This window comes from Paenibacillus sp. VTT E-133291 (assembly GCF_002264395.1).
In the GTDB taxonomy this organism is placed as follows: Bacteria; Bacillota; Bacilli; order Paenibacillales; family Paenibacillaceae; genus Paenibacillus_AQ; species Paenibacillus_AQ nitricinens.
The window spans coordinates 1-17,529 of record NZ_NFVA01000112.1; the positions used below are offsets into that span (position 1 = coordinate 1).

At 41.7% G+C, this 17,529-nt stretch carries 15 protein-coding genes; 3 read left to right on the plus strand and 12 right to left on the minus strand.

What is annotated here, in order from left to right; all coding sequences use genetic code 11:
* Positions 1-207 precede the first annotated feature (207 nt).
* The 4 genes from CA598_RS28035 to CA598_RS28050 all read right to left on the minus strand — a co-directional run bounded on the left by CA598_RS28035 (position 208) and on the right by CA598_RS28050 (position 7,659).
* Positions 208-4,689 (minus strand): coiled-coil domain-containing protein, encoded by a 4,482-nt coding sequence (locus tag CA598_RS28035; protein WP_094878603.1) that lies wholly within the window; start codon positions 4,687-4,689, stop codon positions 208-210.
* Complete coding sequence (locus tag CA598_RS28040) at positions 4,676-5,434, minus strand: DUF6063 family protein (RefSeq protein WP_094874508.1); 759 nt, start codon at positions 5,432-5,434, stop codon at positions 4,676-4,678. Before CA598_RS28040 ends, CA598_RS28035 begins: the two co-directional genes overlap by 14 nt.
* Before the next feature lie 12 nt (positions 5,435-5,446).
* On the minus strand, positions 5,447-6,952 hold the full coding sequence (locus CA598_RS28045) for a hypothetical protein (protein WP_143812464.1): 1,506 nt from the start codon (positions 6,950-6,952) through the stop codon (positions 5,447-5,449).
* Positions 6,953-7,107: 155 nt separating this feature from the next.
* Positions 7,108-7,659 carry a GNAT family N-acetyltransferase gene (locus tag CA598_RS28050; protein ID WP_256990682.1) on the minus strand — a complete coding sequence of 184 codons (552 nt, stop codon included), beginning with the start codon at positions 7,657-7,659 and terminating at the stop codon, positions 7,108-7,110.
* A gap of 291 nt (positions 7,660-7,950) precedes the next feature.
* Between CA598_RS28050 and CA598_RS28055 the strand changes: the two genes are divergently transcribed.
* Entirely contained in the window at positions 7,951-8,763 is an 813-nt protein-coding gene (locus CA598_RS28055; RefSeq protein ID WP_094878605.1) for an undecaprenyl-diphosphate phosphatase, read from the plus strand.
* 69 nt (positions 8,764-8,832) lie between these two features.
* Here the strand turns inward: CA598_RS28055 and CA598_RS28060 are convergent, their stop codons facing one another.
* From CA598_RS28060 to CA598_RS28080, 5 genes are all read right to left on the minus strand, one after another.
* Complete coding sequence (locus tag CA598_RS28060; RefSeq protein ID WP_094878606.1) at positions 8,833-9,426, minus strand: hydrolase; 594 nt, start codon at positions 9,424-9,426, stop codon at positions 8,833-8,835.
* Positions 9,398-10,627: a multidrug efflux MFS transporter gene (locus CA598_RS28065; RefSeq protein ID WP_094878607.1), complete on the minus strand. Its 1,230-nt coding sequence runs from the start codon at positions 10,625-10,627 to the stop codon at positions 9,398-9,400. Before CA598_RS28065 ends, CA598_RS28060 begins: the two co-directional genes overlap by 29 nt.
* 73 nt (positions 10,628-10,700) lie before the next feature.
* On the minus strand, positions 10,701-11,531 hold the full coding sequence (locus tag CA598_RS28070) for an AraC family transcriptional regulator (RefSeq protein ID WP_094878608.1): 831 nt from the start codon (positions 11,529-11,531) through the stop codon (positions 10,701-10,703).
* Positions 11,528-11,917: a CAP domain-containing protein gene (locus CA598_RS28075; protein ID WP_094874502.1), complete on the minus strand. Its 390-nt coding sequence runs from the start codon at positions 11,915-11,917 to the stop codon at positions 11,528-11,530. Before CA598_RS28075 ends, CA598_RS28070 begins: the two co-directional genes overlap by 4 nt.
* A 170-nt stretch (positions 11,918-12,087) precedes the next feature.
* Positions 12,088-12,603, minus strand: coding sequence for a CAP domain-containing protein (locus tag CA598_RS28080; RefSeq protein WP_094878609.1), 516 nt, complete (start codon positions 12,601-12,603; stop codon positions 12,088-12,090).
* 205 nt (positions 12,604-12,808) lie between these two features.
* Between CA598_RS28080 and CA598_RS28085 the strand changes: the two genes are divergently transcribed.
* Together CA598_RS28085 and CA598_RS28090 are read left to right on the plus strand one after the other, a co-directional pair.
* Positions 12,809-13,234, plus strand: a complete 426-nt coding sequence (locus tag CA598_RS28085) for a MarR family winged helix-turn-helix transcriptional regulator (protein ID WP_094878610.1) — start codon at positions 12,809-12,811, stop codon at positions 13,232-13,234.
* An 87-nt stretch (positions 13,235-13,321) separates the two neighbouring features.
* On the plus strand, positions 13,322-14,728 hold the full coding sequence (locus CA598_RS28090; protein WP_094878611.1) for an MDR family MFS transporter: 1,407 nt from the start codon (positions 13,322-13,324) through the stop codon (positions 14,726-14,728).
* Between the two features lie 60 nt (positions 14,729-14,788).
* Here CA598_RS28090 and CA598_RS28095 read toward each other — a convergent pair whose 3' ends face one another.
* The 3 genes from CA598_RS28095 to CA598_RS28105 all read right to left on the minus strand — a co-directional run bounded on the left by CA598_RS28095 (position 14,789) and on the right by CA598_RS28105 (position 17,328).
* Positions 14,789-15,262 (minus strand): GNAT family N-acetyltransferase, encoded by a 474-nt coding sequence (locus tag CA598_RS28095; RefSeq protein WP_094878612.1) that lies wholly within the window; start codon positions 15,260-15,262, stop codon positions 14,789-14,791.
* Positions 15,263-15,310: 48 nt separating this feature from the next.
* Positions 15,311-15,964, minus strand: a complete 654-nt coding sequence (locus tag CA598_RS28100; RefSeq protein WP_094878613.1) for a DUF421 domain-containing protein — start codon at positions 15,962-15,964, stop codon at positions 15,311-15,313.
* A gap of 125 nt (positions 15,965-16,089) precedes the next feature.
* On the minus strand, positions 16,090-17,328 hold the full coding sequence (locus tag CA598_RS28105) for an ATP-binding protein (protein WP_094874496.1): 1,239 nt from the start codon (positions 17,326-17,328) through the stop codon (positions 16,090-16,092).
* Positions 17,329-17,529: the final 201 nt, after the last annotated feature.

The window sequence follows — 17,529 nt, forward strand, 5'->3', positions numbered from 1 at the left end:
CACATTGTATTCGATTTTTCGCATACATTTCTCCGCAGTCTCGAAATTTTATTAATTCTATTATAGTAAGCTTATACGCCTTCGGCGTCCTTTAAGGTCGGTAAACGTTATAAGCGAGAAAGATAAGGATAATGTATAACGAAAAAGAAGCTCCAGCATTATGCTACTAGAGCTTCTTTCATTATGGACGCTGGTAAACGCTGCTGATCAAAAAAGCGAAACAGGAATGAGCTTTCTTCCTCCCTTGACTAGGGTGGATTCTAACATGTCCCCTTTGACACCCCCGAAATAGAGCTGCCAATACACACCAAAGCGAACGCTGACGTCATTCTTCACTAGCTCCGGTGGCGTAACAATCAACCACTGAAATTTGAGCGCCTTAGAAATTTCAAATACAGGATCAAGCACGTTATTTGAAACCATTTCTCCAAATGGATTGTCATATAAAAAGACCGTCCACCCTTTGTTCTCACGATTTACACGTTTATGTGTCATGATCATCATTGCTACCAACAGTTGTACCGATTGGCGCTGTCCGCCACTGCCGACAGCCTCATCCAGCGCACCCCGATTGATGATTTCCCAGTCGGAATAATGGTAGTCTTCCGGAGCGGCGTAGAGGAAGTAATTTTCCGTTACCGGTTTATATACCTGAAGAATCGGAAAGCGATTCTGAAGCGCCGCATAGACGATTCGTCCGTCATTGATAACCTCTTTGATTATAAGTGTTGGTACTTGTTCAATCTTCGGATATTTCGAAAGCAATTCATGGATACACCGATTGAAATAGTCGCTCACCATCGGCTCTACCTCATCGCTTGTTCTCGGTACATTGATATTTTTATAATTCAGGCGTACCAGCGGGAAGGCATAATTATTCTCATTATGAATAATCATCCGACGTTCCATTCGTTTCATAATATCAATGATTTGTACTACACGATAAGAAGCCCGGGCTACCCACATTTTGCGGGACAGACCCATCTCTTCCTTATCGCTTTGGATACTCTCAATCTGATCACGTGAACTACGTAACATCGAATCTAGGACTTGCTGAGCAATCGCGAAGTTATCCCAATGAACCGTATTTAGACGATCTAGAATCTTGGTCTCCAGTTCAGAATTCCGTTCATTCTTAGCGAGTTTTCCGGTTAATGAATTTTTCTCTTCCTTCACCTTTCTGGAGACCTCGTCCCGTCTAACGCGGCTATCCTTAATGCGAAGAAGCCAGTCAGCAACAAGAGACTCGCAGCTTTCTCTAACGCTCAGCATTAAATCTTCTGGCACAGTCCGTAGATTAACCCGATCCTCAATATGTGCATTCATGATCTTGATTTGATTGGATAACGTCTGAATGAGCGCATCCATTCGATCCAAAGATCGTTTACACTGGTTAAGCATAAGCTCATTCTCTTGGATACGTTCCTGAATGTCCGCCTCTTTTTGCTCGAGTAGCTCATTCCAAATTTCCACGGCACGCTCATGTTTCTCTTTGATTCCTTTCTCTACCTTACGCAATTCCTTCTGCAAATTCTCCAATTCGGTCTGGCAGCGGATGAAAGAGTCGTGAATCATCTGATAGTCTTCTTCCAGTGAAGCAGTTTCCGACTTTTGACGGTTTCTTGCAGCCATAATGGATTCGGTAGATTCTGCAGGTTCTGTCACCTTCCGCCAATGCTCATCCACTTGATTCAAGCTGGCTTCAAGCTCGGTTAGATTCTCGCTTGCCGCTTTGATCTGGGCGGCTCTTGTTCGAATTTCAAGCTCATTCTCCGTCAGTGATTGCTGCAGGCTTTCAACAGTACTAAGCTGCTGCAACAGAAGATTCTGTTCTACGGGATCAATTGATGTGACTTCCACATCATCTGAAAGCTGGTGATATGTCGGAAATACAATCTCAGGAAACCAATGCTGCAGTCTAGGAAATAGAGCATATTTGGCATCTCCCGTCCATTTCTCACGTTCTCCGCCAAGGCTTACCATTTGCGCTTCAAGATGCTCGAGTTGCTTGTCCTTACTCGCAAGCTCTTTGCTCACTAAACTCTTACGATCTGTATACTTTTTCTTCTCCTTTTGATCCTGTTCATGTTTCTTCGAACGTTCAATCCAACCTTGCAATGCTGCTGCTCTCTGCTCATGCTCTGCACTAAGCGCTTTATTCTCGATAAGTTCCCGACCGATCCGAGCAAGTGTACCCTCGTTCTCATCTATCTCATTGTCCAGATTGATAAGGCTCTGCTGAAGCTCACTTTGCAATTTCATAAGGGTATTTCGTTTGGCTGTAATCGTCACAGTGTTCTCTGTTTGATATAACCGCTCATATTCCTGACGCACAGATTTCAGCTTCGATAAATAAGCCTCCGCGTCCTGAAGCACTTGTTCTTGCTCCTTAAGCTTCGCTTGAATACCGCTCTTAAAGTTAAAGAAACGGTCTGGTTCCAGTACCATTTGTGGCCCTTGGTTCGCAAAAAGGTTAAATGATACTTGATCTGAAGCTGCCATCTCTTCACGAATAAAAATCGGCACCGCTGATTTCAACAGTGTATCCTTTAGCAGATCCGGCTTGATTTTATCAGCTTCGCGACGAGTTACAATGAGGCTATAAGGAAGGAGTGGATGGCGCTCCAGCTCTTCCTCACGTTCAAGGTATGGGCGATCATTTAAATAGGAACTGCCCGGTGTGGATTGAATCTTAAGCGAATCAAGTGTATCCTTGACCGCCAGAATATCTGAATTCGGCAGCCAGTAGGATTGATTCTGAAGCTCCACGTCCATGAGCTGATTGTAGTAATCCCGTCTGGAACGTTTCGTTTGCTGCTCCACTTCATCCATTTTTCGGATAAATCGTAGTTGAATAGCATCCTTTTCTTCAAAAAGGCCAGTAGCTCCCAAACGATTATGTTCATCAAACATTTCCAGCAGCACAACAATCTGTGACCATAACTGTGATTCCTTATAGGTCTGTGTATCAAGCAGTGCCCCAAGCTCGTCTGCCTCACGTTCATAAGAGCGATATTTCTCGCTAAGCTCGGCATGATTCTTATGCAATGTCAGCTTTTGATTCTCAGCCTCTTTTTGCTGTTCCTCTAATGCTTCCATATCCAGAAGTATCGTTTTGGCAGCTGAAATTGTACGTTGAAGCGCCGCTACCGAAGCATGGGCAGCTTCCTGACCATGCTGGGCTGCGAATGCTCCGAGCTCTTCTGAATATTGCCGAATAGATAACGTCAATTCATTAATCTGGATATCGAGGCCTGCTAACTCCAGCAAGAAGCTCTCCCGCTCCTTACGCAGTCCTTTTTCTTCAGTCGACAGAGCTCGCTCCGCGGTTCCAAACCCTCTGATCGTTTGTTCCCAGAGGATGAATACCACATCCCATTGTTTCCGAAGCTTTTCCTTGGCAGCCTGAATGACCTCTTGACGTTCTTTCATCTCCAGAGAACCTTCAATCGCTTGAATCTCTTTCTGCCACTGCTCAATTTGTCGTGTATGGAGCATACGTTTAGCCAAGAAATGAGCCACTTCTAGCTTCTTCTCCTGAACCTTGGAATCGTCCAGTCGTCCACGTGCCCGTCTCTGATGATCACTGAGCTTGTTAAACTCTTCCTGTTTCAGTTCCATTTCTTCCTTGCTGCGTAAATACTTGAGATTGTCCGTCTCAAATCGCAATTGCTTCGATTCCTGATAACGCCCAGCCAGTTCATTAGCAACCTTACTTCGCTCTTCCTCCGCATTCCTCAACTCTTCATGGATAACCGTATAGATCTGACGTCCACGTAGTTCCGTTTCTTGAACAGTGCTCTCTGCCTCTACTCCTAGCTTCACCAGCTCGTATAAAGGTGCTGTCATTCCAAGAAACTCTGTGTAGACTTGTTCCCGCTGTTCAAGCATCGGTAGGCGCTGAGCTACTGTCGCCGTATCGATAAACATCCGTTGCAGCGTATTGTCTTCTTCTCGCGGTGACTCATTCAGACTGGAGCCGATCTCAGGAATAATTAGCTTTTCGAATAAGTTATGGTTGGTAAAGGCATCATTCTTTTTGAAATAACCTTTGATACCGCCCTCTTCCCCATTGATTCGCCGCATATTGCGCCACTCAGCGATATGGATATCCCGGGTAGCCAGGAAATCATAATATCTTTTTAAATCCGAGCTATGGCTACCGAAAGGTACAATCTCCCCCCGTCGATCTCGCACAAATTGCTGGATCGTTTCAAAACTCGTAGGTTCAGCAGTCTCTTCATCAAAAAGCGGCAGCGTCGAAAGGGTAAGTTCAGACGTTTCGCCGTAATCAGTAAGTGCATACAGCAGGTAATCCACTTTAATATCCTGCTGATCCAGCGAGTTATGTGCGGTCATAGCTATACCCGTCGTCATATACACATTACGCTCAGTGTTGTCGAGACGCCATTCGATCGCTACGTGAAAGGTATAGGGTTTAAGTTGTTTTTTATGGTTATGAAAAAATGCTTCCACCTGGTTCTCACTGTCTTTTCCCCATGGTGTTTTGGGCATTAATAACTGAAATATGGATTGCAGCAGGACGCCTTTCCCGCCACCATTCATAAGAGTAATCAGCGTGTTGGATGGTCCCTCTTCGTTACAGAGGTCCAGAATCATATCATCATACTTCTTGAGCATCTTCTCGTATTTAAGCCCTGTTATCCGTATGCGTTCAATCCGCGGCATAAGTAGCACCGTCTTTCTCAGCTAAAGTTCGTCCGATGAGTTTCTTTAATTCCTGATACCGGTCGACATCATGATATAAATACCGCATTCTTTCGTAAAGCTCTTCCCGCGGGAATATCCGCTTCTCTGACTCCGAAATGAACACAAGCTTCTCCTCTTCCAGGAGTTTCATGCCTTCATGGATCAGCCCAATACGTGAGCCTGCCCCTCTTGTCAGAAGATCACTTTCTTCCTGACTCTTAGTTTGCATATAAAGGTTGGTCCACACTTTAGACATCGCTTGGATATCCAATTGCCACTGCTGGCTAAACCGACCTTCAGCATCCATCTGCATCCACGCTTGAAAGAGAGAGGACACCTGATCAGATATCTGTATGTAGGACATACTGTCTTGCCCAGACTTAAAGTGAGTTTCGTCCTGGTCCATCTCAGCCAGAAAAACAAGGATAATGATATTAATGATATGTAAATGAGTTTTGCGCTCAATTCGTGAATATTTGTTCTTCAACTGGGTGAAGTTGGTAGCGAACACTGACCCGAGTGGATTGACCAGCAAATGGAGACGGTGCCCGGAATTCATCACTCGGCAGCCTGCTTCCTTAGCAACATATTGTAGTGCATCATAGGTTCCTGCATCCTGAAGGCATTCTGCCGCCGCCGGATCATCGAGAGGGATTACTTTTTTACGAAGTAATTCAAAAAATAGCCGTGATGCTTGCTGTACCTGTTCTAATGTATAACTCATGCTAGTAACTTCTCACCTCTCCACGATCGTAATAATAAAAGGACTCATATCCAGACCAGACCAGCGTACCCATGGGGTTGGCTCTGGCGCAATGCTCGTCCGCAGCAGCTTGCCGCGCAAGTCCTCCAGTTGAGGATCATCCGCAAGTACATGCCGGATTAGTAACTGGCATTCATCGGATCCATTGCTGTTCTCCGGGGCCTGTTCCTGTACAACAATCTCTGAATGAAAAAACTGCACCCATAGATCGACAGCATCTGGTGTACGTGCCCATCTAGTTAATTCCTCTGCGGTAAAAGCATCCGCAGTGAATGTAAAGCTCCCTTGCTGAGCTAGCGCATTGAACACAGGCTTCCACAATGCAACGACTTCCGTCCACGGAATCCCTTTAGGAATATATTGAACTGCCTCAGCCTCCAACTCATCTTCAAGTTCATCCATCACTACATCTGGAATAAAACCAACCTCTTGTTCCTCCCAAGCCCAGGGAAGCGGATAGACGAAATCCTGATTCGGAGCGAACAGTCCGCTGAGCAGCAATTCAAGACTATCGCCGCTTGGCAGGCCTTCATCTTTCACCCATTCCTCCCATACATGAGTACGGAAGTTAAAGCCGGAAGCTCCCCAGAATAATTCAGGGAAGTTCAATCTTAAATTGGTCTCTACCTCAAAAATATTCAGAACTACCTCAGCCAGTTCATCGTGCACACGCCTAGAAAGTTCGACCCGTTCAGAAAGAATACGAATCTCATTGAAGTCGATCACATCTTTCTCGTCATTGGCTAGCCGGGCCAGTGAACGATGAATATTATCAAAATGCTTACGTTCTTCATCGAACTGCTGATGAATCTCTTCGAGTCGCTGATGCCGAGCCACTCCGAATTCACTAAAAATATGCTTCGGATTACGGCGCAATGCATTCCGGTATTCCTGCTGCTCATGGGTCATTTTCCGGACCCGGGAAATAAGTTCATTCACATCCTGTAGCGCCCGTATCACACGACCATGCTTAATATGCATCTGAATTTCCAGCAGCTTGATGCTGATCTGGAACTCTTCAATAATCTCATGACTCATAAAAATGAGCTCCATGGCATACTCGGAGAGACGATAGATTGTTCTGCCGCTCTCTTCCCAGCTGCTGCGGGTCGCATCCTCATCCACCATGAAATACTTATATTTCTGCACAGCCATTTGCCGAGCCGCATCATCATAATAATAGGATTCGAAATCCCCACCATTTCCGCTCCAGAGCAGGCCGTCCACTAAACGTTCTACGGATTCGGTAGTCCCGAGATTCGCGATATTAAAGCGTTGCAACGCAGTCCAAGCCAGGGCTATAATATCTTCCTTGGATCTTCTCTCATTGGATTCTAGCTCCAAATAATAGACTTGTAACAAGATGCTTAAAGACACCATCTCTTTGTACGGTTGGATTTCACCAAGGTTCATGCCAGCCCCCAAGTTCCATAGGGGATTCAATCGTTTGTTTCGTTCACCAAAATCCGACCAATTCATCTTTCTGTTAACCTCACCCTCACCAAATAAAAATAAAACCCGTATACATCCGTATAGGGTTCTAAAGTACGCGAATATATGTTTCTATTATATCAATCCTTCGAAAGTTATGCTATTTTTTGTTAAACAAAATCATAGATTCTATCCACGCATTTCTACTCCGCAGAATCTGGAGTACATACCATACAATATTGCTCTAGTGTACTGTTGGGCAAGGGGATGACCTTAACCGTGCGGAACTGATAATGCTCATAGATGGGAAGATTGCTTGGCGTCTGTGTCTCTAATGTACATAATGCATTCTTCTTACGGCATTCGGCGAGCAGCGCCATCATAATCTTTGATACATATCCTTGCCCACGATAACGTTCTTGCACAACAAGCATATCCAAATGCATATACTTCTGATCTCCAAACATCGATAACCATAAGGAACTCATACTACGCAGAGTAGTTAGTCCTCGAATAAATCCTCGCACACCAATGATTCGGCAAATCGGTAAACATTTGAGAATCGCAAGTCCAATTTGTTTCATATAGTTGACGTTCGAAATCAATGTCCCGCTCTGACGCTCCGAATGGAACACCAAGGCAACAGCTTCATAATTAGTTGACGTCGTTAGAACATCCGAATAAGGATATAACATCTCAATATAACGATGAAAAAAAATGTTTAATACGCGGAGTCTTGTTGTTTCATCAGGCAAAATATGCTGATATAGTGGATCATTCTTTGCGAAGGCTTCTGCCAGAACGCTGGCGGCTTTCGGAATGTCCTGCCGATGAATTTTAATTAATGAACTACAAATAGTTCCACCTCATTTAGTTTACTTTCGCGATAGGCTCGGTTAGTGAACAAGCCATTCAAGAATATTATAACTGGTTCAGTCAAGTCCTCATTTAAAGGGATGAACTTCGATATGGCACGATGGTTCTATTGTCATTTCTTCATTGAATGCGCTATGATTAAAAAGATTATAAAAATACTGGGAGGAAAAATGGAAGATATTATACTGTGGCTTAAATACTTGTTACTAGGATTTGTTCAGGGGGCAACTGAGCCAATCCCCGTATCCTCTAGCGGTCATTTGATCATCGCGCAGAAATTGCTAGGCTTAAAACAGAATGGGCTATCATTTGAAATCCTAACAAATACGGCTTCTCTAATTGCGATTTGCTTTATTTTCCGCAAAGATATCGGAAGATTGATCACTGGATTCATTCAATTTATTCTGACCCGCAAAGAGGAATATAAGTCAGATTTTATGTTCTCTTTGTACATTATCATTGGCACCATGCCTGCAGTTATCTTAGCCTTGTTCTTTAAGGACCAAATCGAGGAGATTTTCTCGTCTGTACACACCGTGTCCATCGCCTTGCTGGCAACCGGGGTTGCTTTATGGTTAATTCGTAATCTTCGCGGCCGTAAACAAGATGGGGACTTGAAAACGAAGGATGCAGTCATAGTCGGACTTGCCCAAGCTGTAGCTCTTATTCCTGGGATAAGTCGCTCAGGCGCAACGGTCATCTCTTCCATCGCTATGGGGATGAAGCAAGAAACTGCTTTACGCTTTTCTTTTATGCTGTATATACCGATCAGTCTGGGCGGACTTGTTATGGGTGCATCTGATATTGCCCATGACCCAAACCGGGCGCAACTAGCAATTCCATACTTCATTGCATTTATCACTACACTAATCGTCACGTATTTTTCTATGCGCTGGTTTATGGGGATTATGGCTAAAGGTAATTTGAAGTACTTCTCTTATTACTGCTTCTTGGCTGGGATACTACTCCTGATCTTCATGTAAGTACGTGATTTCAAACAAAAGCCCTCATGACCATCTCTGGGATTACAGAGAGCATGAGGGCTTTTCAACCTATTTTAACAGGGATATTACTTCCCCACTCGACCGAATCTTGCCGATCCTAGGGAAAATGGTTTTACACACATAGTCATGCTCTTCTTTCGTAGAAGCAGTCATTGCATCTTCCACAAAAACTTGATTGTATCCAAGCTGATAAGCTTCTCTAGCTGTCGTATCTACGCCGATGGATGTGGACACACCACACAATACAATCGTATCTATCCCACGGCGCCGTAACTGCAAATCAAGATCCGTTCCGAAAAAGGCACCCCATTGACGTTTAGTAATCACATATGCGTTTTTGAAGCCAGCTAATTCAGGCACTAAGGTATCCCAGCCTTCTGGAAAGGACGCTGCATTCATATTCAAATCTGTATGAGGTCTTAACATATCTTGACCATCTAACGAGGATACTCGTACAAGAACTACAAATGCACCCTTTTCAGTAAAAGCTTGAACTAAGCTGCTCCCATTTTGAACCACCTGCGTACTTGTGTGCGGAGCCTTATTAGGACTGTGAATAATTCCATTCTGCAAGTCGATTACAACCAGTGCCGTTTTCTTTGCTTCGATACTTTCAGTTTCTGATCTCTTCAAGTCTTCCATGATCTTCTCTCCCATTTAAGTTTAGTTTTTTGTACACTTTAAAATACACCCAACCTGCATTGATCAATAGCAAAACACTCGTCACAAAAAACACATCCCGGATCCCAAACCAGGCTGCCACTTGCCCACCTAGAACCGAACCTGCAAAGGTGCCAAGATAACCTGCCGACATGTTAAAGCCAAATACTCTGCCTGTAAGAGCGTCCGGTGTGATTTTCTTAACGAGAATATTCACAGAAGGGATTAATCCTCCTGCAGCTAATCCTAGCAGAAAACGAAGGCCCATTAACTGCCAAGGATTCTGAACAAACGCTTGTGGGATGAATAGAAGTCCTGCCGCAATAAGCGCAACTAATATGACTTTTTGAGCCCCTATCCTGTCAGACAGCTTTCCAAGTCGTGGAGCAGCAATGATATTAGCCAACCCTGAAGCAGAGAATGTCATTCCAGCAAGCAGAGCCACATGACTAGCACTCTTGGATAACTGAGTAACATATACCGTAATGATCGGTTCTACAGAGTATAAAGCTACGGTTAGAATAAAGAAGGTCACAAACAAGGTTAGTGTTAGGCTTTTCTCTGGAACACTGCTCCAGACTTCCTTGATACTTAGCGTCTTTTTATCTTCACGATGAAAAGATTCCTTCACGAACAAAGCCGTTGTAATGAAGGCAACCAGCATCAGTCCACCCGTAACAAAAAATGAACTTTGTAAACCCAGACTCTCTGCAATGAAACCACCAATCGTTGGGCCAAGCAAAGCTCCAGCAATACTGGCTGTTGAAAGAGTTCCTAAAGCATATCCTGCATGTTCCTTATCCGTCTGAGTTGCTATTAATGTAGTACAAGCTGTACTATAACCCGTTATTGTGCCCTGTAATAATCTTAGTGCAATTAATACATACACATTAGGCGCAAAACCCATACAGCTGATCACAATCGCCATCCCCAGACTGGCCCGCAAAAGCATTGGTTTCCGTCCGAACCTGTCTGCCGCCAGCCCCCAAATGGGTGAAAATATGGCTGAAACGATAAAGGTAATTCCAAAAGCAATACCAGAAAACTGAGCAATGGAATCGGCATTATCCACGCCAAGATGCTTAATGTAAAGTGGCAATACTGGCGCAATCTGGCTCATACCTACACCCGTTACAAACATACCAAACCAGCAAACGATCAAATTCCTTTTCCACATGGACATAAAAAAGCCTTCTTTCTGCTAACAATAACAACCTCATATTAACAGTCAGATTGGCTCTATACCATGCATTATTCTAAACTCCATGGACATTTTTGCTCTGAAATTCCGAAGGGCTGATGCCTGTCATTCTTTTGAAAATTCTGCTGAAATAAAATTCATCCGTAAATCCAAGGGTTTGCGCAACCGCTTTGATTTTAATGTCTCCTTCAAGAATCAGCTCTTTCGCTTTATCAATTTTCATTTTATTAAAAAACTCAATGATCGAATAACCTGTAATCTCTTTGAATGCTCGTGATAAATAAGCAGGTGAAAGCTGTACCAACTCAGATAATTCGCTCAAGCTAACTTTCTCATTGATCTTTTGATGCATATAATTAATAATTTTTTCCACTTTTAATGAAGTGGAGTAATTTTGACTTTGTTTTTGTGTATTTTGAGCAATTGCAATAATAAGCTGCTGTAACAAAGTCTTCGCTACAAATTCATATCCTGGCAGCTTCGTATTCCAGCTCTGAATCATTTGTCCGAAGATATCTTCCACTTGATAATAATCCTTCAATTCGGATACACCTTGCAAATGGAGGGAATCCACATCACCACTAATTCCCCATTTCTCCTCGTTCATGCTCACCTTCGCGTAGTTAAAATGAACGGACAGAAAGCATAAGGGATCTTCAGCCTCTATCTCTATTGAATGCTTAACATCTGGAGAAATATAGAATAACATACCAGCTTTAAACGAATGCCGTTTTCGCTCAATCATAAAGCTGCCCTTCCCTCCAGTCACTAAGAGAAGTTCATGATGTTGAAGGGTTCTAACGAGCTTACTCCAATTTCTCTTGGGGTCATTAAAGTATCTGTAATTACAATATAGTATGTGGAAAAATAGATTATTTATATTCATAAAAGACCTGTCCAAATGTCCGCCGAACGTTCGATCGGATCGTATTCTACGTCATATCCGAACGTTTCATTCTTTTTAGGCGTTTGTTGGGTAAAGAACTCACGACCTTTCACTTCTATAGATAAATCGCCTTCAGTCTTTATCGTAAAATTAACATTAGCGTAGCGAGCATGATTAATCGCCGCCTTAACGAGGGCAGGATCAAGTTTTACTTCATCCAACCCCATTTGTTGCCGGATTTTATTAATCGAAGCTAGTGCCTTTAGTTGCTCCGCGCTACTAGTTCCGTCAAACCATACTTTTGCAGCTTGTACCTTTGTGATATCAATCAATGGAGTGATTACCATAAGCAGAAAGACGCCTATAAGCATCCATTTTTTACGCATAGTTCCCCTCCTCAAAATTCCATATCTTGTTAGACGACATTCATCCAGAAAGGTTTCTGTAAAACAGGTCAAAAATACAAAACAAACCACTCCGTAAATGAACTTCACCTCAATGGTCAGACACACAATCAGAGGCGTATTTCATTATAGAGTGGCTTTTCTGAAATCTCTTATGGTTTCTGTATAAACAGCTGTGTCCAATAATGTTGATATCGACTAGCAGATGTTCCTCCTACATAACCAACCCCAATATCCGTAAAGCGAGGATCCAAAATATTAGCTCTATGGCCAGGGCTATTCATCCACGATCTCATTACTGCTTCAGGTGTGGCTTGGCCTTCCGCAATATTTTCTCCATAAGCACGCCAAGCTACACCAAATCGATCTAACATTTGAGAGGGGGTACCATAAGTTGGAGAGGTATGGCTAAAATAATTATTATCCCTCATATCTCTTGACTTCAAAACTGCAAGATCAGTAAGCCGAGAATTAAGAGTTAAAGCAGCAATTCCTCTACTTGTCCGTTCCTCGTTGACTAATCGAAAGACTTGCAACTCAAATGCGTTAGCTTGTCTTATATGAATCCTTGGCTGCCCTACTCTTTTCGTAACGGGACTACGTTTCGCTTTTATTCCTTTACTCAAAGAACTTTTGACTCTTCTTATTGAAGATATTCTTTGCTTCATGATTTTCCCTCCTACAATGTATTAAAAACAATATATTGTGGAAGAGGTCTTCACGCTTGTACTAAAATCTATAATTCTACTTTAAATTTTCTTAACCCTATGTACTTGATTTCTCTTTAACTTGACATGCATTAGTTACTTTATGTTAATATAAACAGATCATGAAAGTTGATATATCATCTATATTTCAATTAGGAGAGATCACATGGATTCCAAAGACCGATTAGGTTTAGTTATTCGAGATTTACACTTAGAAATAGCCAATTATTTAACAAAATTGCTTGCACCCGTTCGGCTTGCGCCTGAACAACATTTACTAATGGCGTTGTTGCTTGAGAAAGAAGGTCTATCTCAGAATGAGATTGCTAATCAACTTGGGAAGGATAAAGCCAGTGTTGCCCGAATGATCGCTAGCTTAGAGAACAAGGGATATATACATAAAGTAACAAGGACGCAAGATCGTCGGTCGGTAAATGTTTTTGTCACAGACGAAGGCAGGAAATTAGAGACTACAATCAATGAGGTGACGATCAAATTAAACGAAATTATAGCGGCAGGATTATCACCTGCAGATTACTCCACGCTAACAACTTTGTTAACCCGTGTGCAGAATAATGTAAGAGAGGCATAAATGCATCTTCCTTGCTCAATAGTTGACATATCATCTTTTGCATAAAAATAATTCGAATCTATTTCTGAAAAGAGGTTTATCCTTATCATGGAATCAACAGCAGCTGTTCAAGTTAAACGTCCCGCCCTAATGGCCTTCTCACTTATGCTAGGAGCATTCGTTGGGCTATTTAGTGAAACTGCCTTAAATATGGCTTTCACCAACTTAATGGATGAATTTTCAATCAACGCCTCAACGGTTCAATGGCTAACCACAGGATATTTACTTGTATTAGGTATCCTCGTTCCGATATCCGCCCTATTAATGCAATGGTTTACCACAAGACAATTATTCACAGCATCCTTGCTATTATCTATCGTTGGTACTTTAATTGCTGCCCTCTCCCCCAATTTCACCTCCTTATTAATTGCGCGTTTAGTGCAAGCCTTGGGAACTGGTTTATTGCTTCCCCTAATGACGAACATTATTCTAATAATTTTCCCTGCACATAAACGTGGAACTGTCATGGGGATGATGGGACTTGTTATTATGTGCGCACCAGCCATCGGGCCAACTTTATCTGGTTTAATCGTGGATCATTTGGGCTGGGAGTTTATCTTTTGGACAAGCTTACCCTTATTATTATTTACATTTGGATTCGGATTAACATTTATCAAAAATGTAGCCGAAATCTCTAAGCCTAAAATAGATATTTTATCCATCCTGCTTTCTACTTTCGGATTTGGTGGCATCGTATTTGGATTTAGCAACATCGCTGACCATGCTATCAGTGAAATCATTGTCTATCTTCCTCTTATCGTTGGTGTAATCAGCTTAATCCTGTTTGTTTTACGACAGTTTAAATTGGAAACGCCAATGCTAAATTTAAGAGTGTTTAAATATCCTATGTTTACAATAGGTCTTATTATGGTCTTCTTTGGAATGATGATCATTTTGTCCTCTGCCATTTTATTACCCTTATATTTAAAAGGAGGTTTATTGTTATCCGCCACAGCTGCAGGAATTTTACTCCTTCCAGGCAGTGTGATTAACGGAGCTATGGCTCCAGTGACTGGGAGAATATTTGATAAATTCGGCCCGAAGCTATTGCTGCCGCTTGGATTCTCCATCGTAACCATTGCAGGTTTTCTATTCACAAGCAACTCTACTGAAACCAGTAGCCTGACCTTTATTTTAATACACTGCGCTATGTTTATCGGATTAGCAATGGTCTTTATGCCCGCTCAAACCAATGGCTTAAATCAATTACCCGTGAAATACTATCCGGACGGTGCTGCTGTCATGAATACACTTCAACAAATCGCAGGTGCTCTTGGTACAACGTTCGCTGTTACACTAATGTCTAGCGGACAAAATCGATTCGCTAACACACATCCAACCGCTGCACAGCCTGAAGTTTTAACCGCAGGAATTACATATGCATACATATTTATCGCAGTGATTGCAGGTATAGGATTGATTTTATCGTTATTTGTGAAGCGTGTTCGGATCTAATCCTTTTAATCTAATCTAATCTAAAAAGACAGTGGACATGAACTGTCCGCTGTCAAAATTTCAATCCATATCTTTCTCATAAAATACTAAAGTTAATTTATCGTTTATTTGCTTTGTTTCTTCTGTTCGTTTATATCCTACCTTTTCATATAAATAGCAGTTTCTCTGCTCTTGTTCAATACTATCCAGCTCCCATTTTTTTGCATCATTATATTTCTGTTCAATGATTGCAAAAACCTGCTGGGCGATCCCCATTCCCTGGTATTCTGGCATAATAAATATGGGGCTGACACGGTAAGTATTATTTTCCTTTTTAACGATTCGGACACCGCCCACAGCAATATCAGAATTCTTAATCATATAATAATCTGTAAAAGACTGATTAATTCGATCAATCATTTTTTCTACGGACTCATTGGCAGGGCTGGTTTCATAATCCTTATATTTCTCCAGTAATGGCATAAAGGCTTTGACTTGCATTTGATGAATAAACTCCGCATCACTTACGTCTGCTTTACATAAAGAAATCCCCATAAAATTTATCCTCCTAAAGTTACCAACTAGATAATTTATCAACAAGGTTTATAATTTATTTTTAGGTATGATATAGAGTGACCCGTCTTCCTTATATTCAGCATAAGCAATGTCTTCAATACATTTATAGCCTTGCTCCCTGATCCATTCCTGAATCTGTATCTTGTTCATCTGTCTACCACGCATGGACTCTTCCAGTACCCTACCTTTATCAATAACTGTAACGGAAAAAGTAGAGGACTGCTCATCTTCAGACTTACGCATAACCGACAGAGAACCATTCGTCTCGAGCAGAGCATACTTTACTTCACTTAGAGAAAAAATATTTTGTTGCCGCAGCATGAACAGCAGTTGGGTAAACTCAATATCGTATTTCTCCATCAAATCCTGATTTACTTTGCCATCGTCGATTAGCAGCACTGTCCGACCTTCCGCCATATTCCCGAATTCCACAAAATGAGTGGTTACCTTTTCAAACAGATAAGATAAAGCAGTCCAAATAAAAAGAGCAAACAGCAGATGCCAGATCTTCACCTCATCATCGTATATCGTATTCCCTACAATCTCACTTAAAATTAATGATGACAGGAAATCGAGTGGCGTCAATTGGCTAAGTGTCTTGCGGCCAGTAATAAAGGTAATGATCCACAAACCAAAGAAGCTAATGATCAGTTTAACACCTATAGTTACAAATATATCCATTGGTGCACCTCCAGATGGGACTTCGCACAGGGTCGTTGCCCTTATGACACGAAATCCATTCATGAAAGGTATTACACACTCCTAGTGGGGGATAAACAGCAAACAAGACTCTCTACAACTTGCCGTTATGTTGGGATGGTGATAAGGAACGTTGTGCCTTTCCCTTTTTCACTATCGACTTCAACAATGCCTTTCACTTTATCAATGGTACTATAGACCATAAGCATCCCTAGTCCCGTCCCTTCAGCTTTGGTCGAATAATACGGTTTACCGAGACGCGATATTTCTTCCTTTGTCATTCCAATGCCAGTATCGCGAATACTGATAATAATATTTTGTTTTTTTTCCGAAATATCGATGAACAGCGTACCACCGTCCTTTTCCTTCATGGCTTCGATTCCGTTTTTATAAAGATTAATAAGACATTGCTGTATTTGATTGCGATCATAATTTTTAAATAGCGAATTATTAAAACTAAATTTGACCTCTACTTTGTGCATAGTGGCATAAGGCATGATGATATTCTTAGTATATTCTGACTCTGGCTGCATGTTGGAATAGACCATATTATCGGATTGCGGCTTAGCAAATGAGAGATAGTCACTCACGATTTTTTCAGCCCTCTGTAATTCTAATAGAGATAATTCTACGTACTGTTTCTCCTCCCTTGTGATCGTCTTCGATTTATTCAACAGCTGTAAAAAACCGCTGGTCACTGTAAGCGGGTTTCTGATTTCATGTGATACACTTGCCGCTAACTCGCTCACAACATTTAATCTTTCAGATTGCATAATTCGGTCGCGATTCTTAATATTAGTAATAATCTTTTCTATTAAGATCATATTGATACACATCACCCCGACATGGGTCGTAAAGGCATTTAAGGTGAGAAACCAATATTCCCGATTTAAACTCCCCTGTGTAAAACCTAATGTAATTAGGTAAAATCCCATCGTCAGAAAAGAAATTATTGTTGCCGCGATGATGCGACTTTTCGAATCTAGTTTTAAGAACCTTTTACTATATAGAGGGACCAGGATTAGGATTGAAGTGGCGAAAAGAAAGGATTGTAACGTACCCTCTCCCCCCACATAAAATCGATAGATATTTAAAAGGATATACAGCGGTAGAACGTTCTTGTATCCACCAAAAAGAGCCACAATAATAAACGGGACATATCTCAAATCAAAAATAAAACCCATATCGAGTTTAAAAGGTTTGGCTATACAGAGACACATCGTTACTGCCGACAGAAGAACCAGAATCTTACTATTATAAGCAAAAGCTCGATTCTCAAAGAAAATCAGAAAAATTACAATTGGAAACAATAAAAAAAAGAAATTCAAAAGCAAAGTCTCAAACAAGGGATAACTTCCTTTCAGCCTAGTGTTGCATAAAATAAAGGTTTTGATAGCGCACTGGAAAAATACGCTAAAATAATATTATAAGTAAAGTTCCCCATATTAACTATGTATTTCTCAACCATTTTTAAAATAATAAAAAAAGGACCTGACGGCGTCCTTGGAGTGAATCAGAGCGCTGGCTCGTTTACGTTACCGGTGGCA